The sequence below is a fragment of the Agriterribacter sp. genome (assembly GCF_035497235.1).
In the GTDB taxonomy this organism is placed as follows: Bacteria; Bacteroidota; Bacteroidia; order Chitinophagales; family Chitinophagaceae; genus Agriterribacter.
This window is the reverse complement of record NZ_DATJEB010000037.1, coordinates 177210-196629: the sequence shown is the minus strand read 5'-3', so window position 1 is coordinate 196629 and position 19420 is coordinate 177210. Positions and strand designations below refer to the sequence as shown.

Below are 19420 nucleotides of genomic sequence, written 5' to 3'. Positions count from 1 at the left end.
AGCGAATACCTGCCACTGCCCATAATGAACAGCGCCGTATAGGTTAGTAAATAATGCAGTCCCATTTCCTGTTTTACAAAGGGATCTGCAATATGCACATGAAATACTGCCACCAGCATGGTTATCATTGATGGAATAACGGCAAGCCGGGTGCCCAGTCCAAGCATAACAAGTATGGAGCATACCACTTCGCCAAAAATAGCCAGGTATAAACTAACGGTTGCACCCAATCCTAAAACATCCATGAACTGAACAGGGTTTTCAAATAGTTTTCCTATTTTGGGAATACCATGTGTAAACATCAGCAGGGTAATCCCGATACGCATAATAAGTAAAGAAACGTTTATACTTTTTGTACTGTGATTTGTGCTGAACAATCTCATCATCAATATTTTTTTATTTTTTTTCTGATCGTTTTGAATCGCTTACCGCTTTTCTTACAACCGGCACCACTTTGCTACCAAACAACTCTATAGACTTCATGATTTTTGCATGCGGCACATTGCCTACACTGGCCTGGGCCAGGAACCGGGTATTATCAAACAGTTCATGTTCGTATAATATCTTATCAATTACCTCCTGCACACTGCCTACCATTAAAGCGCTTTTGGGTGATCGTGAATAATCGAATTGCTGGCGGCTCAATGGCGGCCAGCCCCTGTCGCGCCCAACACGGTTCATCATAGCGGCATAATAGGGGTAAAACTCATCCGCTGCTTTTTGAGCATCTCCCCCCACATATACATGGTTGTTGATACCCATTTGCAGATTGTTCAAATCCTTTCCGGCTTTTTTTGCCGTTTCGCGATACAGGTTTACAAAGGGTACAAATTGTTCGGGCTTGCCACCAATAATGGCCAACATAAGTGGTAGTCCAAGTGTAGCCGCCCTTACCGCAGATGCAGGCGTTCCGCCGGCTGCAAGCCATACAGGAAGAGATGGCTGATATGGACGGGGATATATGCCAAGATCATCAAATGAAGGCCGGTGTTTTCCCTGCCAGGAAAGCTTTTCACTCTTATTCAGCTTCAGTAACAGGTCTAATTTCTCCGTAAAGAGTTCATCATAGTCGTTCAAATCGTAACCGAACAAAGGAAAAGATTCAATGAATGAACCTCTGCCGGCCATTATTTCCGCACGGCCTCCGGATAACAGATCCACCGTGGCAAAATCCTGGAACACGCGAACCGGATCGTTGGAGCTTAGCACCGTTACCGCACTGGCAAGTTTTATATTTTTAGTAACTGCCGCTGCTGCGCCCAGTATTACCGCAGGTGATGATACGGCATAATCGGGGCGATGATGCTCGCCAACGCCAAATACATCCAATCCTAACTGATCAGCCAGTTGAATTTCTTCCACCAGGTCTTTAATGCGTTGGTGCGCGTTAATTCCCGGCCCCGGAACTGTTTCCGGATGCATATCAGCGAAAGTAATGAGTCCAAATTCCATCGTAACTTGATTTATCTTTTAATAATAACTGTTGTGGTGAATGGTGAGCAGTGAATAGTGAGTAGCAAAGTGAATGAGTGCTCACCTTTCCCTTCTCACCTCACATCTATCGTCTTCCTCCTCACCTTTTACCTCTTGCCACCTCCTATTGCGCCAGGTATCCGCCATCTACATTATAATAAGCGCCGGTAACAAAAGAAGCTTTATCCGAATTCAACCACAGGGCAAGCTCTGCTACCTCTTCCGCTGTTCCTAATCTCCCCATAGGGTGCAAACCCGTCAGGGCTTTCATGGTTGTTTCATCTAATGCATCGAGCAGCGGCGTAGTGATATAACCGGGACCTACAGCGTTGATGCGAATTTTCTGATCAGCATATTCCAGTGCGGCAGACTCCGTTAAACCAATTACGCCATGTTTAGCTGCCGCATAGGCCGCCGATCCTTTTGTACCTACCTTACTTAATATGGAAGCCATGTTTACGATACTGCCGCCACCTGCAGCAAGCATGGCGGGAATTTGATAACGCATACCATAAAACACACCCGAAAGATTAATGCCGATTACTTTATCCCACCCATCCACCGGGTATTCGCCAACAGGACTTATGGGGCCGCCAATACCGGCATTATTTACAGCAATATGTAAAGCGCCGTATTTTGCAAGTGTTTGTTCCACCAGCTTCCGGTTATCTTCCGCGCTGGCCGTATCTGCTTTTATAAAAAAAGCCTCACCACCGCTCTTTTTAATTTCATCCGCAACTGCGTTGCCATGCGCTTCATTAATATCAGACACCACAGTTTTTGCCCCTTCTGCCGCATAAAGCAGTGCTATAGCTTTACCAATGCCTGAACCGCCGCCGGTTATAATAGCTACCTTGTTTTCTAAAGATTTCATAATAAAAAGTTTTAAAAAATGAAAAATATATTTTTCTATTATCCTTTGTCTTCTTTTATCGTCTTCAGGCCTTTTGTCCAGCGCACCAACTGTTTCAACATGTTTTCCGCAGCCTTTTGGGAAATTTCATTGACTTCAAATTCATTCTGATCATTAATATTTTGCTGAAAAAACGGAAAGTTTACCGACTCTGCTAAGGGAACCATTCTAAAGGTAGACAGGTCGGCTTTTAAAGCATTGGTTGCCCTGGTGCCTGCCGAAACGCCACCGTAGCTAACAATAGCCGCAGGCTTGTAACCCCATTCCTGCGAAAGGTATTCCAACGCGTTCCTTAAGGGGGCAGGATAATTGTAATCGTATTCCGCGGTTACAAAAATAAAGGCATCCGCTTCGTCTATTTTAGCACTCCACCATTTGGTGTGCTCGTGCTGGTATTTTTTCAATAATGGATGATTAGGCTCATTCATCATGGGCAGGTTGATTTCGCCAAGGTCTAAAAATTCTACAGTAAAGTTCCCGTTTTGCCTTGCCAGTTCCGTAATCCATGCCGCCACTATGGGGCCTTTCCTGCCCGGGCGAACGGTTGATGAAATGATTTTCAGATTATACATATTGTTTGATTTGCTGTTGTTGTTTATTCATTTGTTGTTCATTATCCTATCTTAACCGAAGTCATCGTTAACGACCCCGCCACCGCTTTATCATTAAAAAAAGCAACTTCATCCTTCTTAGTTTTTAATCCCAAAGTATATAACAGGGGTAAATAGTGTTCCGGCGTAGGAATAGCCAGTTGTCCTTCCCTGCCAAAACCTTCATAATGGATCAGTGGCTTGTGATCGCCATCGCTTATCAGTTGTTTGAAGCTGTCATTCATCTTCAATGCCCAGTCGTATCCATAGCCCGTCTGATCCATTTTATCCCATGCTACCATTCTAAGGTTATGCACCATATTACCGCTGCCAATAATCAGCACGCCTTTCTTTCTTAACGCATACAATTCCTTAGCCAGGTCGTAATGGTACTGCGGCCCTTTTGTATAATCAATACTCAACTGCAATACCGGGATATTCGCTTCGGGATACATATGCCGTACAACTGTCCAGGCGCCATGATCAAGACCCCAGTCATGATCGAGTTCCACTTTAGCCGAATGAACAATGGAAGCTGTTTCCCCGGCCAACACCGGGTTGCCGGGAGCCGTATACTGAACTTCAAAAAGCGCCTGTGGAAATCCGCCAAAATCATGAATGGTTTCGGGAAAATCCATCGCGGTTATGCGCGTTCCTTTAGTGAACCAATGTGCAGATACTACCAGTACCGCCGCTGGTGTTGGTATTTCTTTCGCCATTTGCGTCCAGCGCCGGCTAAATTCATTGTCTTCAATTCCGTTCATAGGCGAACCATGACCGATGAACAGAACAGGCATAACCTGTTCCTGTTCTTTCAGCTCATTGCTAAACTTGTTGAATGCGGATAAACTTGTCATGACTGTTGCTCCTGTAATTATCTTTTGAATAAATTTTTTACGCTTCATCAGGGCGCATTTATTTTTATTGTTTAATAAATTCGCCATCGGCTTTTATCTGAACCTCATCGCTGATCATAGGTGCGGGAAACTTGGGGCCGATATTAAAGTCCGAACGTTTTAAAACACCTGTTAGCTGGAACCCTGAAGTTGTTGCCTTCGACTGCGGATTTTCTATTGTTCCCCTGTACCACAGATCCATCGTAACCGGTTTGGTAACGCCGTGCAACGTAAGATTACCGGTGAGGGTGTATTTATTTTCACTCACCTTTTTAACCGCAGTACTTTTAAAGGTCATCTTAGGATACTTGGTTACTTCAAAAAAATCGGCGCTTTTCAGGTGATCATCCCGCATTTGCACTTCCGTATTTATAGAAGCCACATCTACGGAAAGTTCAAAAACGGCATCACTGAAATTGGGCTGGTTAGCAACGGCTGTAACGTCAAAGGTTTTAAATAATCCTGCCACATCGGCAATCCCGAGATGGGTAACGGTAAAGGTTAACTTAGCATGCATCGGGTCAACCTTCCAGGTAGCTTGTGCAAATAAAGTGGTGCTTAATAATGCGACTACCAGGATAGAAAATAACTTTTTCATGATCTTAATTTTTCTGTTGTTTGTTTTATTAAATGTGTATTATTTGATTACAATGCTGATCCGGGAAACAATGTTTCTTTCTTATGTTTTTGGCAAAGCATTACCCTCATTTTCAAATGCCTGCCAGCTTTGCTGTAAGGCCTGCAAAAAGGCATCGGGCGACTGAGCGCCGGAAACAGCGTATTTATCATTGAAAACAAAGAACGGAACGCCTCTTACACCAATAGCATGCGCCTGGCTTTCATCTTCACTTACTTCTTTTGCAAAAGCATCCGAAGCAAGCATTGCCCTGATGTCTTTTTCATCAAGACCGATAGCCACGCCGGCTTGAATCAGCACTTCATTATCGTCAATATTTTTACCTTCCGTAAAATGCGCTTTAAACAATTGCTCTTCCGCCTCATTGCCCAAGCCCCGTGTTTTGGCCAACTGAATTAACCTGTGTGCATTAAACGAATTGGCAACCACCGCTTTTTCAAAATTAAATTCCAGTCCCACTTCCTTAGCAACCCGGGTTACATGGTTATGCATTTCTTCTGCCTGTTCCTGCGAAATACCTTTGATTGCAGCAATATGGTCAACCGCATTTATACCGGTTTTCGTCTCAAGGTTCGGATCCAACTGAAAGCTGCGCCATATCACTTCAACCTTATCTTTATCGTTAAACCGGCCTAAAGCCATTTCAAATTTCTTTTTTCCAATATAGCAAAACGGGCACCGCACGTCCGACCATATATTAACTTTCATTGTATCTGCCATTACGTTATTTTTTTTATTTTTATCTAACACTTTTATTCATCAGTATCCAACGGTAAAGCGTTGACGAATATGTTTTGGATTCTCTGCTTCGTCTACAATGGCTACCGCAAGATCATCCACCGATATGGTGCTTTTGTTATTGGAATCAAATACCGGGTTGTCTAAACCTGTTCTGTATACACTTGTTCTCTGCCGGGGCATACCTGGGTGCATTTCCAACGCGGGGCTTAAAAAAGTCCAGTCCAACTGATCTTCTTTTTGCAGCAGGCTGAGATAATCCCTGGCCGCTAAAGCGCCGGGCTTCCAGTCTGCAGGAAACTCTGGGGTATCAACCACCTGCACGCCGGGCGCGATGAACAAGCTTCCCGCTCCTCCCACAACAAGCAGCCGCTTTACGCCCGATTGCTTTGTTGCTTCCCGGATGGATTGCGATCCTTTTAAAAACTCATTATACAGATCGGGGTTCGTCCAGCCGGCATTGTACGCGCTTATAATAACATCGTTTCCTTTAAGCAGTCCTGCTAAAGCCACGGTATCCGTCACATCGCCGCGAACCACCGAAAGATGATCATTTTGTTCAGTTATTTTTTCGGGATGCCGTACAATAGCGATAACATCGTGTCCCCTGTTCAATGCCTCTTTTAAAACTGCGGAGCCCACAAAACCAGATGCTCCAATCACTGCTAGTTTCATTTGTTTATTTTTATTTTACTGATGTAATATTTTCCAGCCTGCCAGCCAGTTATAATTGTATTTTAGGCCCATGCGGATAAGCAGTAACTGCATATTCTCCAATATCCTGCTCACTGATAGGTCGCCCGCTACCACAGGATTAAATCCCGCGGTTTGCACCAGTTCCGATACTGTTTCCAGTGCATCACTGTCATTCCCTGCAATAAATGCATCTACTTTTTTTCCATCAATTACAGGTTGGGCGAAATTGGCCGCGAAAGTGGTATTGAAAGCCTTAATTACTTTGGAATTGGGCAGCAGCTTCTGCAATTCTTCGGCCGCGCTTGTATCCGATGCTGTAATCAGCCCATCGTAGCTTTCATTTAAAGGATTGGCTATGCTGATAACGATCTTCTGATTCGCTACTTCTCTTATTTTGTCTGCCACTTCTTTTTCCGCCGCGAAAGGAACGGCAACAATAATAATATCGGCTTCCCAGGTTGCCGTATAGCTGCAAGTAACGGGTTCAACATCAGCACCCGGATAAGCAACGGCTATTTCCTTCTGCAGCTTTTTAAGCCTGTTTTTATCCCTGGTAAATAATAATAGCCGGTAATTACCTTTAGAAAGGCTTTTTGCTATAGCCCACCCCATACTACCCGTTGCGCCAATAACAGCTATTGTTTGCTTTGTTCGCATATCCTATACATTTGATAATGCAAAGCTACGGCAACAGTGGGGCCCGGGCCATTGCTTACGGATAAGAAAGTCCGTTGACAACCGTCAAGGCATAGCCTTGATAAAAATCAACAATATTATCAATACAGGGGTGATTACTATTAATAGTGGCAAGTAAAAAAACAGTACTGCGTATAAAATCCGTAGTACTTATTTGTCTTTTATCTTTCTGCGCACCCGGCTTAACGTTTCAGGTGTAAGGCCCAGGTAGGAAGCGATCATACGTTGTGGCACACGTTGAATCAACTTCGGATACTGTTTTATTAAATTAAGGTAGCGTTCCTCCAAGGTCATGCTGAGCATAGCCGTTATCCGTTTCTGCATGGCTAAATATGCACCTGTTATTTGCATCCGGGTATACACTTCATATGCTGGAATTTGCTTGAGTATCTCCTCCTGCGCACTTTTACTGATGAGCACCAGTTCGGTATCTTCCAGCGCGTCAATATTGTAAATAGCAGGTTCACCGCTGAGGAAGCTATACATATCAGAGATCGTCCAGCCCTCAAAAGCAAATTGAATAATGTGTTCCGTTCCCTTCTCATCAACCGAATAGGCCCTTAACGCGCCTTTTTCCACAAAAGCGGCATGCTTTGCCACATCGCCCTCCTGCAGGAGATATTGATTTTTCCGGATTTTTTTTGGGATAAGATACCGCTTTATGATATCCTGCTGTCCGGAGGTCAGTGTTATCTTCTCAGCCATTTTTTCAAAGAAAAATTCATACATAAAGCATTTCAATTAACCCGTAATAAAAAATCTTTTCCCTGCTGCCGATGCCGCTTATATGGCCGGCACAAAGGCGGCTTCGCTCATTCGTGACCGAGCCGCATTATTTTTTTTCTTTCGCCCACTATCCATACAATATCTCCCCACTCAAAAACGGAGGAGGAATCAGGGTTCAATATCCTTTCTCTCTCCCGTTGTATGCCCACAATCAATCCGTTTGTACGTTCCCGTAAGCCCGAGTTGCGTATCGTTAGCCCTTTTAAGCGGGTATGCTCGTCCACAAGTATTTTTTCAAGAGAGATGTCGCTTATATCCAGTTCTTTCGCCGCTATATTTTCCACGGCGTCAAACACGGGTTTAAATACCTGTATCTGGTCATCAGTAGCAATAATTCCTACCTGGTCAAAAGGCAACAGCCTGTTATAGCGGCCCGGAATATTAATAAGCTGCTCACCCCGTTTAATATAAACAATATTTATTCCGTATTGCTCCCGCCAGGCTAATTCCATTAATGTTTTGCCAATATATTCCGCATAGGGGTTTACCTGCACCTCTATAATATGGGCGTCCCAGGGTACCTGGTCCGACCGGAAATCAACATTCTTCCGTAAAATATTAGTTTCGGCAGAACCTCCATTCGCGGCGGCTGTTTCCCTTGCATTAAGATTGGTGATAAAACGGCTTTCAATACGCTGATAGAATTTCTGAATTCTTTTAGAGAAAATGATCAATACCAAAATTGTAATGGATATGGCCACTAAAAGCGCCACCTGTGTTGAAACCAGCCTGTTAACCCAGAAGCTAATCACCAGAACGCCCACAATGTTCCTGGCTATTTCTACAATTAACAGCGGACCGCGGTTGTACTTTTTGTCTATCCAAAGTTCTTTATATGCCTGGTTATTGGGTCTTTTTGCCATAAGCGCCCACAAAAAGGGCGCCGCAGCTCCGAGCGATATAACCAGCACGATAATTATCCTTAATGTTTCATCTTCCACTCTTTCATGAATAAAGGGCAGAAGGAAATTTGATGAAACCAATATAAGCGCCAGCAAAATGATACCATTAATAAGCGCAATTCTGCTATAGCTTTTCAATACAACTTTCCAGTCGCTTTCGGCCTGGATGCTTTGCGTGCTGGACGAATACCTGTTTAGCCTGGTCACCCATTTATCCGGCAGCAGCTTTGCAATAAAATTATAAAGCGGCTCCGAATATTTAATGAGATAGGGTGTTGTGAACGTGGTGATAGCTGAGGCCTTAATCGCTACAGGAAAAAGAAAGTCGGAGATAACGCCTAAGGAAAGCCCCAGCGTAGCCACAATGAATGCAAACTCCCCTATTTGCGCCATGCTCATACCCACCTGTACCGATTGCTTAAGCGGCTGTCCGGAAAGCAGCGCGCCCAATGTAGTACTGAATAGTTTTCCAAATAATGTAAGCAGCGTTACGCAAAAGATGGGCCACGCGTATTCAACCATAGCTGCAGGGTCAATCATCATACCCACCGACACAAAAAACACGGAGCCAAACAAGTCTTTTACCGGCTTGGTAAGATGTTCTACCTTTTCCGCGAAAGTGGTTTCCGCTATGATAGACCCCATAACAAATGCGCCCAGTTCGGCCGAAAAACCAACCTGCGTAGCCAAAACCACCATCCCCAGGCATAAACCAATAGAAAGAATAAGCAGGGTTTCTTCATCCATTAATTTTTTTGCCCTTTTTAAAAAGGTAGGCAAAAGAAAAATACCTGTTATAAACCATAGCGCCAGGAAGAATAACAGTTTTAGAATGGTTAATAAAATTTCGGTTCCCTCAAACTGCTGGGTAACGGCCACTGTTGAAAGCAATACCATCAGTAATATAACAACAATGTCTTCTACCACCAGCACGCCAAATACAATACGGGCAAACTGTTTTGTTTTTATACCCAGCTCATCGAAGGCTTTGATTATAATGGTGGTGGAAGAACTGGCCAGCATACCGCCCAGGAAAAGACTGTCCATAGTAGACCAGCCCAATATTTTACCCAGAAAATAACCCGCTGCGGTAATAAATAGTATTTCAACAAAGGCGGTGATAGAGGCAGACCCTCCAACCCGCATTAGTTTTTTAAAGCTAAACTCCAGCCCCAGGCTGAACAGGAGGAAGATAACACCTATTTCTGCAAGCGTTTTTACATTTTCATTGTCGGCAACGGTTGGTACAAGATGGAAATACGGACCTACCAGGAAGCCGGCTATAATATAGCCCAGCACTAAGGGCTGTTTAATTCGTTTAAAAAGTAAGGTTACAATGGCGCCCGCCATTAATATAAGTGCTAAATCCTGAATCAGTTTTGGTAAATGCCCCATCCAATAATTATTTACAAGCTTTTGTGAAGTTTTTTAAAGTAAGCAAAAATATTTAAAAAAAAGCAGCCTGAATAGAATTGGAGAGAATACATGCGGGAAGCGGTTAGCTTCAAAAATAAAACAGGCTGCCGCATCACCCGGTATAAAAATGCCGGCATCCGAAGCTGAAGGTGACAGATATTCTTCCGCTGTATGACAAACGTCATAGCCAGCGCCACTTCTGCATCTTATTTTGCACAGGTTTTTGCCACATACCATGTGCTGAAGCCCCTAACTTACATAACAACAAAACAATTATGAAAAGAAATTACCTATCTCCCGCCATCCTGTTCATGGCCGCTATTTTATGGCTGGCATGTAACGATGCCGCTACCAGCACAACTGAGGCTACTACTGAAACTACAGGTTCTGCTACCGCGCCGGGTGGTCAGTCGGGCGTACAGGACAATGAATCTCAAAAAGATGTGGTAAAAATAGCAGCGGGCAGCGCCGACCATACCACCCTTGTAAAAGCCCTGCAGGCGGCAGCGTATGTAGACGCCCTTTCCAATGCAGGTCCTTTTACGGTGTTTGCGCCTGTCAATGCCGCTTTCGACAAACTGCCTGCGGGTACCCTAACGGATTTGCTGAAACCTGAAAAAAAAGATGATCTCCGTAATATATTAGAATATCATGTATATATTGGCGTGCTAAGACCCGAAATGCTTACCAACGGGCAAACTTTTGGACAAGCCAACGGAGATAATATCACCATTACGGTGAAAGACGGAAAAACGATGGTGAACGGAGCAAATATCATAACCTCTATCCCCGCATCGAACGGTATTATACATGTTATAGACGCGGTATTGCTGCCACCGGCAAAATAACAAGCTGCCCGTGCCAGTTCATAAAAGGTGCTTTCTAATGCTGCAGGATGGCATCCTTTATCCTTATTGGAGGCGATATTTTACCAGTGTTAACTCAAGCCAATGATGTGTGTATGTTATCGTGAAAAGTGCCATTCGGACAGGGATAAAGGTGAAAGGGAGTGAATAGGTAATGGGGCGTAATGGTGAATTCTTTAACTTCTCAGCATTCGCTATTCACCTCTCTAACGTTTCACTTCTCACGTTTGAGATAGCAATAGTTGTACGTCAATGGTATTATAGCTTTTCCGCAAGGAGCAGGTAAGCGTCAAATGAATGATGCGTCATAAACTTTTCTTTATCAACCGGGAAAGCTGAAAAATAGGTTTCATCACCATTTAGAATGACAGGGTTCCCGGTACGTACATAATTGTTGCTTTTAAAATATGCAGGCGGGCTAAAGTCCGGAATATGTTTTTGCACTGCTTTCGACATCATTTGTCCCAAATATTTCCGGTAATTCTTTTGCGCTTTGCGCGAAGGTTTATCCAATTTATTATACAGCCGTTTTAAAATAATATTTTTAGGGAATCGCTGTTTTTTGATGAGCTCCCTGATGAGCGGAAACGGATTCACCTCATTAAAATCATCGGTGGTTTGAACAGAGAACGGCACTTCCGGCACCCAGTCGGCGGCATTAACAACGCTATAGGCCCAGCCACCCTGCGTCATGGTTTCGTAGGCGTAGGCGAAATATAAGTTTCCCGGTTTGGGTGCAGCGCTGCAATAGGTTTTGAAGCGGATATCCGCAGGTAAAAGATGCTGGTTTTGAAGACTATGCAGGTAAGCCGTCATTAAAAAGCTGATTGCCCCGCCCTGGCTATGCCCTACCATATAAAAATCTTTGATGCCAGCCTGGTAACACATATCTATGTGCTGTAAAATATCCTTCGATAAAAACGCCATAGCCAGCAGCCAGCCCGCATGAACGGCCGCAAGCGGATTTTGAGTCAGCTCATACCTGAACGTATCGGTGTCCGAAAGTTTTAATTCACCCTTTGCAGGAACCATTGCCGCATAAAAGTTAGCCAGCCAGCTTTCCGCATTCACGGTAGAGCCCCTGATACTAATAACAGCCATGCTGTCGGCGCTTAGCCAAAGCTCCCACACATTATCTAATCCTACCGTTGCCGACCGGTACCGGAGTGTAAACCGCTCAGGGTAAGGTATATTCTTCCCAAATTCAAGCTCGCTGTTTTTAGCAGTCAGCTTCAGCAGTTCTACATATTCCTGTTTGTTAAAGCCAGGCTGCAGTTTCTGCGCTGCGGCACCAAAGAAAAACAAAAACGGCAGCCATACCATTATATAATGCTTCATCTGTGCTGTATAATATTAAATGCAAATATAACTTAGCTGTTAGCGCAAATCCCTGTCTTTTAAAAGATTATCCATTTCCTTTTCAATGATTTGCTTATCCGTTTGTGTTTTGGCCAATGCATATGCCGTTTGAAAATTTTCTTTTGCTTTTTTATTATCTATATCCTTATACAATTCGCCAAGCAAGGTATAGTAAAAGTGATTGCTGGTCAGTTGCAGCTTTTCAGCTTCAATAATGGCTGCTTGCTTTCCTTTTACTTTCGAGAGTGCAAAAGTTCTGTTAAGCGCTGCAACAGGCGAATATTCAATTTGCAATAACCGGTTGTACAATTGCAAAATATTTTCCCATTTTTCCTGTGTGTCTGCTTTGCGGGTATGCCACCACCCAATTCCTGCTTCTACATGATATTTTGAAACTGTATTTCCAACAGAGGCCTGGTGAAGATAAAAAGTGCCCCGGGCTATCAATTCATCATTCCACAGCGTTTCATCCTGGTCATGATATAAAACGATCTTACCATTGTTATTTTTTCTTGCGGCAAACCGGGAAGCATGAAAGCACATCAGGGAAAGCAACGCATTTACATGAGGCAGATTGGTGGATGCATTTTCAACAAGCAGATACATTAACCGCATGGCTTCCAAACACAGATCTTCACGCAAAACACTGTCATGACTTTCTGAATAATACCCTTCATTAAATAAGAGATACAGCGTAGTTAAAACAGTTTCCAGTCTTTTACCTATCTCAGCCTCACCCGGAAATTCAATCTGCACCTTTTCTAAACGCAACTTTTCTTTAGCTCTGAATAAACGTTTGTTGATGGTTTCCTTGTTTGTCAGGAATGCATTTGCAATTTCTTCAATTCCAAAGCCGCAAAGAATACGGAGTGATAAACCAATCTGTGCTTCTGCAGCAATGGATGGGTGGCATATAGCAAATAACATTTGTAATTGGCTGTCTTTTATATTCTGATCTGACAGATCAATCTTTATTTCTCCGAATGCATCTGAAGCATGTTTTACCCGGGGAATAATCTTTTCTGAAAAGATGTGGTTGCGCTTAATATAATTCTTAGCCTTATTTTTTGCTACCGTATACAGCCATGCGGGAGGATTTTCAGGCACACCTTTATAAGGCCATATTTCAAGCGCGGCTAAAAAAGTTTCACCAGCAATATCTTCTGCAGCCTCTATATGTTCAAAGCCAAATGCTTTAGTGAGCACAGCCGTTATTTTGCTAAACTCTGTGCGGAATAAATGCGGTATCAATGCTTCATGATTCATACAAAAAACAACCCGGTTACATTACAGAGAATTTACAAGCCTATGAACTATTTAAAAACGATTGCTATAATTGTTTTGTAAGAACTGATACCACGGATTCCCAGATGAAATCTGGGAATCCGTGGCAAAGAATAATTTCAGGAGTTCCCTAATGAAGGCCATCAGCTTTTGCAATTTTTCGCACTTCTACGGTATTGCCTTCGCCTTGTAATACGGGACTACCTTTTGCAAATTCAACGGCTTCATCAACCGAATCTGCTCTTACAATAATGTAACCGCCAATCGTTTCCTTGATATCTCCGAAAGGGCCATTGGTAACGACATTCTTGTGCCGTACCACTTTGCTGTCTTCAAAAGACAAACCATTTCCCTGGTTCACTAATTTGTTTTGAGCCGCAATACCTTCCATCCAGTCCATCGTTTGCTTCATCCAAACCTGTATTTGTTCAGGAGAAGCGAGCTTTTTACCGTCTTCATGTCTGAAAATTAAAATAAATTCTTCCATTTTGTTTGTGTTTTAATTGTTACTGAATATCTGTATTACAATTCAATAACAAATGAACTGCAGTAAACAGGACATCGCTGGAAAAATTCCTATTGCCCATCATCTGCACAGGGGTAATTATTACAGCCGGTAAGTTGGGATGATAAACCCATCATCGTTCATAATAAATATACATATATATCAATAAGACTTCATTCACGGCGCATATTCATATTTTGAAATAATGAATGCAACCCGTTCCGCCAACGCCAGCCGTCATATAGCCGGAAATACTTTTGTCCCGCGAAAGTCTTAAATTGCAGGCAAATGCATGGGGTGAAATAAGTTTGTACCGCTTCAAAACAATGTTACTACGCAACCCGCTTCCTGCTTCCGGTTTTACCTTATGCAATGCACTTGTTTTAAAAAAAGAAGGAGTTGATATGTTAGGGTTTCATTTTTCACTATACGATCCGCGGCAAAACAGCAAAAGCCGGTTTGAGCAATTGCTCGACCTGTTTATGCAGTTGCTTACCTATACCAGCGGAGATGCGGGTGAAGCGCTGAACTGGCTTACACAATTGGACAAACAATACCAGTTAACCGATGATGCATACGGCATGGGTGATTTTATTGACGACCTGAAAGATAAAGGATATATTGACGAAAACAGGGAGAGCGGATCTATCAACATCACGCCCAAAACAGAAAAAGGCATACGCAAAAGAAGCTTAGAAGAAATTTTTGGCAAGCTTAAAAAAACAAAAAAGGGCAACCATCAAACTTTTAAGCCCGGACAGGGAGACGAGATTAACCCCGAAACCCGGCCTTACCGGTTTGGCGACATGCTGGAGCAGATTGATTTTGTGAGCTCTATCCGCAACGCGCAGATCAATCACGGCATAGACCAGTTGCAAATGGGGGAAGACGACCTGGAGATCAGGGAAACGGATTTTAAATCGCAAACCTCTACCGTGCTGATGATAGACATTTCGCATTCTATGATCCTGTATGGTGAAGACCGTATTACGCCCGCCAAAAAAGTGGCTATGGCACTCAGTGAACTCATCACTACCAAATACCCAAAAGACACATTGGATATTGTAGTGTTTGGCAATGACGCGTGGCCCATTGAAATTAAAGATATACCTTACCTGCAGGTGGGGCCGTATCATACCAACACCGTAGCAGGACTGGAACTGGCGATGGATATTTTACGGCGGCGTAAAAATCCCAATAAACAGATATTCATGATCACCGATGGAAAGCCCACCTGCCTTAAATCGGGCAAACGGTATTATAAAAACAGTTTCGGGTTAGACCGTAAGATCATTAACCGCTGCATTAATCTTGCAGCCCAATGTAAAAAAATAAAAATACCCATCACCACGTTTATGATCGCTACCGATCCCTACCTGCAGCGCTTTGTAACGGAGTTTACAGAAACCAATAATGGCAAGGCCTTCTTTGCCGCGTTGGATAATCTGGGTGCGTTTGTATTCAGGGATTTTGAAAACGGAAAGCAAAAAACGGTGTATTAAAAAAAGAAATGAACAAATGAGTAAAACCATATTACCTGCAACATTAGGCGAATTAAAAAAATCGGGATATAAAAGCAAGGGCATTAAAGATGAAATAAGAGATAACCTCATCCGGAAACTGCAACAGGGCGATTCTACCTTTCCGGGTATTATTGGCTATGAAGAAAGCGTGATCCCCGATACGGAAAGAGCACTCTTATCGCGGCACAATATTTTATTCCTTGGCTTGCGCGGACAGGCAAAAACGCGTATGGCCCGACAAATGACGGAGTTGTTAGATGAATACATACCGGTTGTTGCCGGCAGTGAAACCAATGACGATCCCCTCCATCCCCTTTCCCGTTACGCGCAGGAGCTGATTGCTGAAAAAGGAGACGCGGCACCGGTAGCCTGGTTACACCGCAGTGAACGTTACGGCGAAAAATTAGCAACGCCCGATGTAAGTGTTGCCGATCTGATCGGGGATGTGGATCCTATAAAGGCTGCCAATCTCAAACTCACTTTTGCTGATGAAAGGGTGATCCATTATGGCATCATTCCCCGGAGCAACAGGGGCATTTTTGTAATTAATGAACTGCCCGACCTGCAGGCCAGGATACAGGTGGCTTTGTTTAACATTTTACAGGAAGGCGATATACAGATACGCGGGTTTAAGCTGAGGCTTCCCCTGGATATATTATTTGTATTTACGGCTAACCCCGAAGACTACACGAACCGGGGTTCTATTGTAACACCATTGAAAGACCGTATTGAAAGCCAGATATTAACGCATTACCCCAAAAATATTGAAGACTCGCTGACCATTACCGAACAGGAAGCGGATATACCGGAAGCCCAAACGCAAATAGTAAATATCAGCGACCTGGTAAAACGCCTAATAGAACAAGTAGCCTTTGAAGCAAGGGCAAGTGAAATGGTAGATCAGAAAAGCGGCGTATCGGCGCGTTTGCCCATTTCGGCATACGAAAACGCGGTAAGCGCCGCCGAAAGAAGAGCGATCATCAACAAAGAAAAGGAAACGCAGGTATGGATATCCGACCTTAGCGGTATCATCCCTTCCGTTACGGGCAAAGTAGAGCTGGTATATGAAGGGGAGCAGGAAGGTCCTTACCAGGTAGCGTTTAATTTGCTGGGCAAAGCTATCCGAACGCAGTTTGTACAATATTTTCCCAATCCTGATGCACTAAAGAAAAGAAAAGGACAGCAAAAGGAAACGGACACTCCTTATCGTTCCATCATTAACTGGTTCGACAAGGGAAATACGCTAGACATATTATTTAATGTAACCGATAAGGAAAAGATCCAGCTATTGTATAAAGTAGATGGCTTATACGGCATTGTGAAAAAAACTTTTCCGCATGCCAATGAAAAAGAAACTGCACTGCTGATGGAACTGATCCTGCACGGCTTATCATCGTACTCGCTGATCAGCAAAAAGATATTAGACGGTAAAATTGAATTTAAAGACCTGATGGGTTCCATGCTCAATATGGGTAAGGAAGCTTCCTCTTTTGAAGATGAAGAAGGGTTTGAGCAGGAAGGATATTGAGAAGAGAGAGAGAAGAGGCGCACGCAACTACCATATCATATCATGGCTCATGGCTGACTGCTGATCTGATAGCCGAACTACCCTATTTGCTTTTCTTTACCGTTTCATGGAGTGTTAATGCCACTTTATCCACATCAATAGTTCCTTCTTCCTGGCTAATCAACTGTCCTTCGGGGCTAAATACACTGACAATATTTGAATGGGAGAAATCCATAGGTGAAATTTTTTTATACTTCATGGAGAGTACATTGGCAAACTCCTGCGTGGAAGATTCGTTTGAAGTAAGGAATACCCATTGCGGGTCATTCATTTGATTTGTTTTTGCAAACTCGTGTAACCGGGCAGGTGTATCTGTTTCAGGGTCTATTGACACCAGCACTAAAGAAACATCCTTCTTATCTTTTTTGGCAATTTTAGATTCAATACTTTTCATTTTCGAAACTAAAATGGGGCAGGCAGTCTTACAGGTAGTATAGATCATCACCACGACCAGTGTTTTTCCCTGCAAATCCTTTAAATATAATGAATCGCCATACTGATTTTTCCACTGTGAGCTGAGATTAAAAATAGAATCAGAAGGGAGTGGTACAGGTTGCTTTTTGTTACCCTCACAGGAGGTGAGCAAAAAAATAGCAGTTAAAAAGAAATAAAACCGATTCATATTATTGATTTAAATGAACAACAGTATCCCTGGCACATCTGAAACCCAGATTGGCAACAGTGAAATCTGCTTTTAAAGAAGTACGCAAAGCAAAACGCATAAATGCTGCATAGTTTAAAATATCAGTTGCGCTGGTTGCTCCGCCTGCACAGAACAAACTCTTGTCCTCATATTGCCCGCTACGGGAATCACCCGTAGTAAGAATTGAATTAAAATCGTCTGTCCATTCCCAAATTAAATCGAACATGTTATAAACACCCCAATAATTGGGTAGACTCTGTTTTACCGGATTAAACTGCCTGTTCTTTTGTAAATATAAATCAATGATACGGTCAGAGTATTCGGGTTTACTGCGTGCATTTGGTGATGTGGCATCGGCCATGGCAACAAATTCCCATTCATCCAATACAGGTAATCTTTTACCAATACTTTCAGCATACGCTTTTGCAGCAAACCACGATACATTACAAATCGGGGCATCAGGATTTGCTCCTTTAGGCAGGGTGGTATCGGAGGGCCAATTGTGTAAATAGGCCGTATCTGCAAAAATTCGTTTAATATTTGATTTTTGCCACACAGGATTAGATTTTACAAAGTCCAGATATTCCTGATTAGTTACTGCCCTTTCATCTAATAAAAACGGATTAACCTTTACCAGTGAGGTATCAGCACCATAAAATGGCTTATACTCCCCACCGGGAATATAAACCATTGCTGTATTTACCTGGGTGTTTTGTATTGTACCTGAGACATGGTGCACAAAAGATTTTTCTTCAACAGGATTATTTTCCTGATGGTTGCACGACATCAATCCTATTGATATCCATACTGCCGTAAAAAATCTGAATTGCTTCAATGTATTTGCAAATTATTTATTTACAGCATTAATGCTTACTTAAGGTTTTCGCATTAAAAACTTTGGGATTCGCTTCGCCAGTTACCTTTAATTTACCAATAGCGCCCTTATTAAAGGCTCTCGATAAGGCATGATCAACCAATACATATTCGCCGGGAACATCACACTTAAATTCAACAATTGCAGCCCCGCCTGCAGGTACAACCGTGGTTTGAATGTTGTGAGAAATTGTACTGCCACCCTCGAGATACACATTGTCAAAAATTTCACCGATTACGTGGAAGGAAGATGTTAGATTAGGACCACCATTTCCCACAAATAAACGCACGGTTTCACCCACCTTTGCCTCTATCATATTGGCGCCCAACAGTGATCCTTTTTTTCCGTTGAATAAAACATAGTCAGGCTTTTCGTCCACAGCTTTATCATTATCAAACTCCAATAATCCCTTTTTAATATTAGATGCTTTGGTGTAAAAATCTCCCTGCATAATATAGTACTCTCTGTCCACTTTAGGAAGTCCACCTTCCGGTTCAACCAAAATTAATCCATACATCCCATTACCAATATGCATGGGTACCGGAGGAGCCGCGCAATGATATACATATAACCCCGGATTGATAGCCTTAAAACTAAATGAAGTTTCCTTGCCGGGTACCGAAGAGGTTGCAGCAGCTCCTCCTCCGGGTCCGGTTACTGCATGAAGGTCAATATTGTGCGGTAATACACTGCTTGCTTCGTTCTTCAGGTTGAGTGTTACTTCATCACCAACCCTGATTCTTATAAAACTTCCGGGTACAGTATGGTTGAATGTCCAGAATGTATATGGAATACTATCGGCAATTATCCCTTCCGTTTCGGTTGTTACCAGATTAACGATAAGTTTTTTGGGTTGCCGGTTGCCAACAGGAGCCGGTACTTTTGGAGCGCCGGTTAATTCAGCCACCTCAGGTTCTCCCGAAGCAACCATATCAATTGGAGCAACAGAAGATTTACCCTGCTCCGTATTTGTTTTGCAGCCTGTAATGGCAAGAACGATTGATAAAGATGCACCCAGTACAAGATATTTGACTCTCATTTTCTCAGGTTTATTTG

Annotated in this window: 20 protein-coding genes; 3 read left to right on the top strand and 17 right to left on the bottom strand. The window is 43.0% G+C overall.

Annotated elements, in window-relative coordinates; genetic code table 11:
• From VL121_RS12690 to VL121_RS12640, 11 genes are all read right to left on the bottom strand, one after another.
• A partial coding sequence (locus VL121_RS12690) for a DoxX family protein (RefSeq protein WP_325405823.1) occupies positions 1 to 326 on the bottom strand: 326 nt, incomplete at its 3' end.
• A gap of 70 nt (positions 327 to 396) precedes the next feature.
• Positions 397 to 1452: an LLM class flavin-dependent oxidoreductase gene (locus VL121_RS12685; protein ID WP_325405821.1), complete on the bottom strand. Its 1056-nt coding sequence runs from the start codon at positions 1450 to 1452 to the stop codon at positions 397 to 399.
• 145 nt (positions 1453 to 1597) lie between these two features.
• Positions 1598 to 2347: an SDR family NAD(P)-dependent oxidoreductase gene (locus VL121_RS12680; RefSeq protein WP_325405819.1), complete on the bottom strand. Its 750-nt coding sequence runs from the start codon at positions 2345 to 2347 to the stop codon at positions 1598 to 1600.
• 38 nt (positions 2348 to 2385) lie between these two features.
• Positions 2386 to 2958 (bottom strand): NADPH-dependent FMN reductase, encoded by a 573-nt coding sequence (locus VL121_RS12675; RefSeq protein WP_325405817.1) that lies wholly within the window; start codon positions 2956 to 2958, stop codon positions 2386 to 2388.
• 41 nt (positions 2959 to 2999) lie between these two features.
• The gene (gene ygiD / locus VL121_RS12670) at positions 3000 to 3881 is read right to left on the bottom strand and encodes a 4,5-DOPA-extradiol-dioxygenase (protein ID WP_325405815.1); all 882 of its coding nucleotides are present in this window, start codon (positions 3879 to 3881) and stop codon (positions 3000 to 3002) included.
• Between the two features lie 16 nt (positions 3882 to 3897).
• On the bottom strand, positions 3898 to 4470 hold the full coding sequence (locus VL121_RS12665; RefSeq protein ID WP_325405813.1) for a YceI family protein: 573 nt from the start codon (positions 4468 to 4470) through the stop codon (positions 3898 to 3900).
• An 81-nt stretch (positions 4471 to 4551) separates the two neighbouring features.
• Positions 4552 to 5229 (bottom strand): DsbA family oxidoreductase, encoded by a 678-nt coding sequence (locus tag VL121_RS12660; protein ID WP_325405811.1) that lies wholly within the window; start codon positions 5227 to 5229, stop codon positions 4552 to 4554.
• A 39-nt stretch (positions 5230 to 5268) separates the two neighbouring features.
• Positions 5269 to 5922, bottom strand: a complete 654-nt coding sequence (locus VL121_RS12655) for an NAD(P)-dependent oxidoreductase (protein ID WP_325405809.1) — start codon at positions 5920 to 5922, stop codon at positions 5269 to 5271.
• Between the two features lie 15 nt (positions 5923 to 5937).
• Entirely contained in the window at positions 5938 to 6600 is a 663-nt protein-coding gene (locus VL121_RS12650) for an NADPH-dependent F420 reductase (RefSeq protein ID WP_325405807.1), read from the bottom strand.
• A 189-nt stretch (positions 6601 to 6789) separates the two neighbouring features.
• Positions 6790 to 7368, bottom strand: coding sequence for a Crp/Fnr family transcriptional regulator (locus VL121_RS12645; protein WP_325405805.1), 579 nt, complete (start codon positions 7366 to 7368; stop codon positions 6790 to 6792).
• Between the two features lie 83 nt (positions 7369 to 7451).
• Positions 7452 to 9722 carry a monovalent cation:proton antiporter family protein gene (locus VL121_RS12640; RefSeq protein WP_325405803.1) on the bottom strand — a complete coding sequence of 757 codons (2271 nt, stop codon included), beginning with the start codon at positions 9720 to 9722 and terminating at the stop codon, positions 7452 to 7454.
• A 296-nt stretch (positions 9723 to 10018) separates the two neighbouring features.
• On the opposite strand from VL121_RS12640, the gene VL121_RS12635 reads away from it, so the two are divergent.
• Positions 10019 to 10591, top strand: coding sequence for a fasciclin domain-containing protein (locus VL121_RS12635; RefSeq protein ID WP_325405801.1), 573 nt, complete (start codon positions 10019 to 10021; stop codon positions 10589 to 10591).
• A 276-nt stretch (positions 10592 to 10867) separates the two neighbouring features.
• Here the strand turns inward: VL121_RS12635 and VL121_RS12630 are convergent, their stop codons facing one another.
• From VL121_RS12630 to VL121_RS12620, 3 genes are all read right to left on the bottom strand, one after another.
• Positions 10868 to 11947 (bottom strand): lipase family protein, encoded by a 1080-nt coding sequence (locus VL121_RS12630; protein ID WP_325405799.1) that lies wholly within the window; start codon positions 11945 to 11947, stop codon positions 10868 to 10870.
• A 39-nt stretch (positions 11948 to 11986) separates the two neighbouring features.
• A complete protein-coding gene (locus VL121_RS12625; protein ID WP_325405797.1) occupies positions 11987 to 13174 on the bottom strand; it encodes an RNA polymerase sigma factor in 1188 nt (395 codons plus the stop codon).
• Positions 13175 to 13382: 208 nt separating this feature from the next.
• Entirely contained in the window at positions 13383 to 13739 is a 357-nt protein-coding gene (locus VL121_RS12620) for a YciI family protein (protein ID WP_325405795.1), read from the bottom strand.
• A gap of 344 nt (positions 13740 to 14083) precedes the next feature.
• On the opposite strand from VL121_RS12620, the gene VL121_RS12615 reads away from it, so the two are divergent.
• The gene (locus VL121_RS12615) at positions 14084 to 15259 is read left to right on the top strand and encodes a vWA domain-containing protein (RefSeq protein WP_325405793.1); all 1176 of its coding nucleotides are present in this window, start codon (positions 14084 to 14086) and stop codon (positions 15257 to 15259) included.
• A 16-nt stretch (positions 15260 to 15275) separates the two neighbouring features.
• Positions 15276 to 16808, top strand: a complete 1533-nt coding sequence (locus VL121_RS12610) for a magnesium chelatase (RefSeq protein ID WP_325405791.1) — start codon at positions 15276 to 15278, stop codon at positions 16806 to 16808.
• A gap of 82 nt (positions 16809 to 16890) precedes the next feature.
• On the opposite strand, the gene VL121_RS12605 is transcribed toward VL121_RS12610, so the two are convergent.
• From VL121_RS12605 to nirK, 3 genes are read right to left on the bottom strand one after another with little or no spacing between them, the layout of a single operon-like run.
• Entirely contained in the window at positions 16891 to 17469 is a 579-nt protein-coding gene (locus tag VL121_RS12605) for an SCO family protein (protein ID WP_325405789.1), read from the bottom strand.
• Between the two features lies 1 nt (position 17470).
• Complete coding sequence (locus VL121_RS12600) at positions 17471 to 18325, bottom strand: formylglycine-generating enzyme family protein (RefSeq protein WP_325405787.1); 855 nt, start codon at positions 18323 to 18325, stop codon at positions 17471 to 17473.
• Positions 18326 to 18353: 28 nt separating this feature from the next.
• Positions 18354 to 19403: a copper-containing nitrite reductase gene (gene nirK, locus VL121_RS12595; protein WP_325405785.1), complete on the bottom strand. Its 1050-nt coding sequence runs from the start codon at positions 19401 to 19403 to the stop codon at positions 18354 to 18356.
• Between the last annotated feature and the right edge of the window lie 17 nt (positions 19404 to 19420).

What these genes read in the sequence shown, in the direction of transcription:
- VL121_RS12620 (WP_325405795.1), bottom strand. Translation starts at nt 13,739, where the DNA reads ATGGAAGAATTTATTTTAATTTTCAGACATGAAGACGGTAAAAAGCTC.
- nirK (WP_325405785.1), bottom strand. Translation starts at nt 19,403, where the DNA reads ATGAGAGTCAAATATCTTGTACTGGGTGCATCTTTATCAATCGTTCTT.
- VL121_RS12675 (WP_325405817.1), bottom strand. Translation starts at nt 2,958, where the DNA reads ATGTATAATCTGAAAATCATTTCATCAACCGTTCGCCCGGGCAGGAAA.
- ygiD (WP_325405815.1), bottom strand. Translation starts at nt 3,881, where the DNA reads ATGAAGCGTAAAAAATTTATTCAAAAGATAATTACAGGAGCAACAGTC.
- VL121_RS12645 (WP_325405805.1), bottom strand. Translation starts at nt 7,368, where the DNA reads ATGTATGAATTTTTCTTTGAAAAAATGGCTGAGAAGATAACACTGACC.
- VL121_RS12660 (WP_325405811.1), bottom strand. Translation starts at nt 5,229, where the DNA reads ATGGCAGATACAATGAAAGTTAATATATGGTCGGACGTGCGGTGCCCG.
- VL121_RS12640 (WP_325405803.1), bottom strand. Translation starts at nt 9,722, where the DNA reads ATGGGGCATTTACCAAAACTGATTCAGGATTTAGCACTTATATTAATG.
- VL121_RS12680 (WP_325405819.1), bottom strand. Translation starts at nt 2,347, where the DNA reads ATGAAATCTTTAGAAAACAAGGTAGCTATTATAACCGGCGGCGGTTCA.
- VL121_RS12605 (WP_325405789.1), bottom strand. Translation starts at nt 17,469, where the DNA reads ATGAATCGGTTTTATTTCTTTTTAACTGCTATTTTTTTGCTCACCTCC.
- VL121_RS12635 (WP_325405801.1), top strand. Translation starts at nt 10,019, where the DNA reads ATGAAAAGAAATTACCTATCTCCCGCCATCCTGTTCATGGCCGCTATT.
- VL121_RS12685 (WP_325405821.1), bottom strand. Translation starts at nt 1,452, where the DNA reads ATGGAATTTGGACTCATTACTTTCGCTGATATGCATCCGGAAACAGTT.
- VL121_RS12665 (WP_325405813.1), bottom strand. Translation starts at nt 4,470, where the DNA reads ATGAAAAAGTTATTTTCTATCCTGGTAGTCGCATTATTAAGCACCACT.
- VL121_RS12615 (WP_325405793.1), top strand. Translation starts at nt 14,084, where the DNA reads ATGTTACTACGCAACCCGCTTCCTGCTTCCGGTTTTACCTTATGCAAT.
- VL121_RS12630 (WP_325405799.1), bottom strand. Translation starts at nt 11,947, where the DNA reads ATGAAGCATTATATAATGGTATGGCTGCCGTTTTTGTTTTTCTTTGGT.
- VL121_RS12650 (WP_325405807.1), bottom strand. Translation starts at nt 6,600, where the DNA reads ATGCGAACAAAGCAAACAATAGCTGTTATTGGCGCAACGGGTAGTATG.
- VL121_RS12655 (WP_325405809.1), bottom strand. Translation starts at nt 5,922, where the DNA reads ATGAAACTAGCAGTGATTGGAGCATCTGGTTTTGTGGGCTCCGCAGTT.
- VL121_RS12610 (WP_325405791.1), top strand. Translation starts at nt 15,276, where the DNA reads ATGAGTAAAACCATATTACCTGCAACATTAGGCGAATTAAAAAAATCG.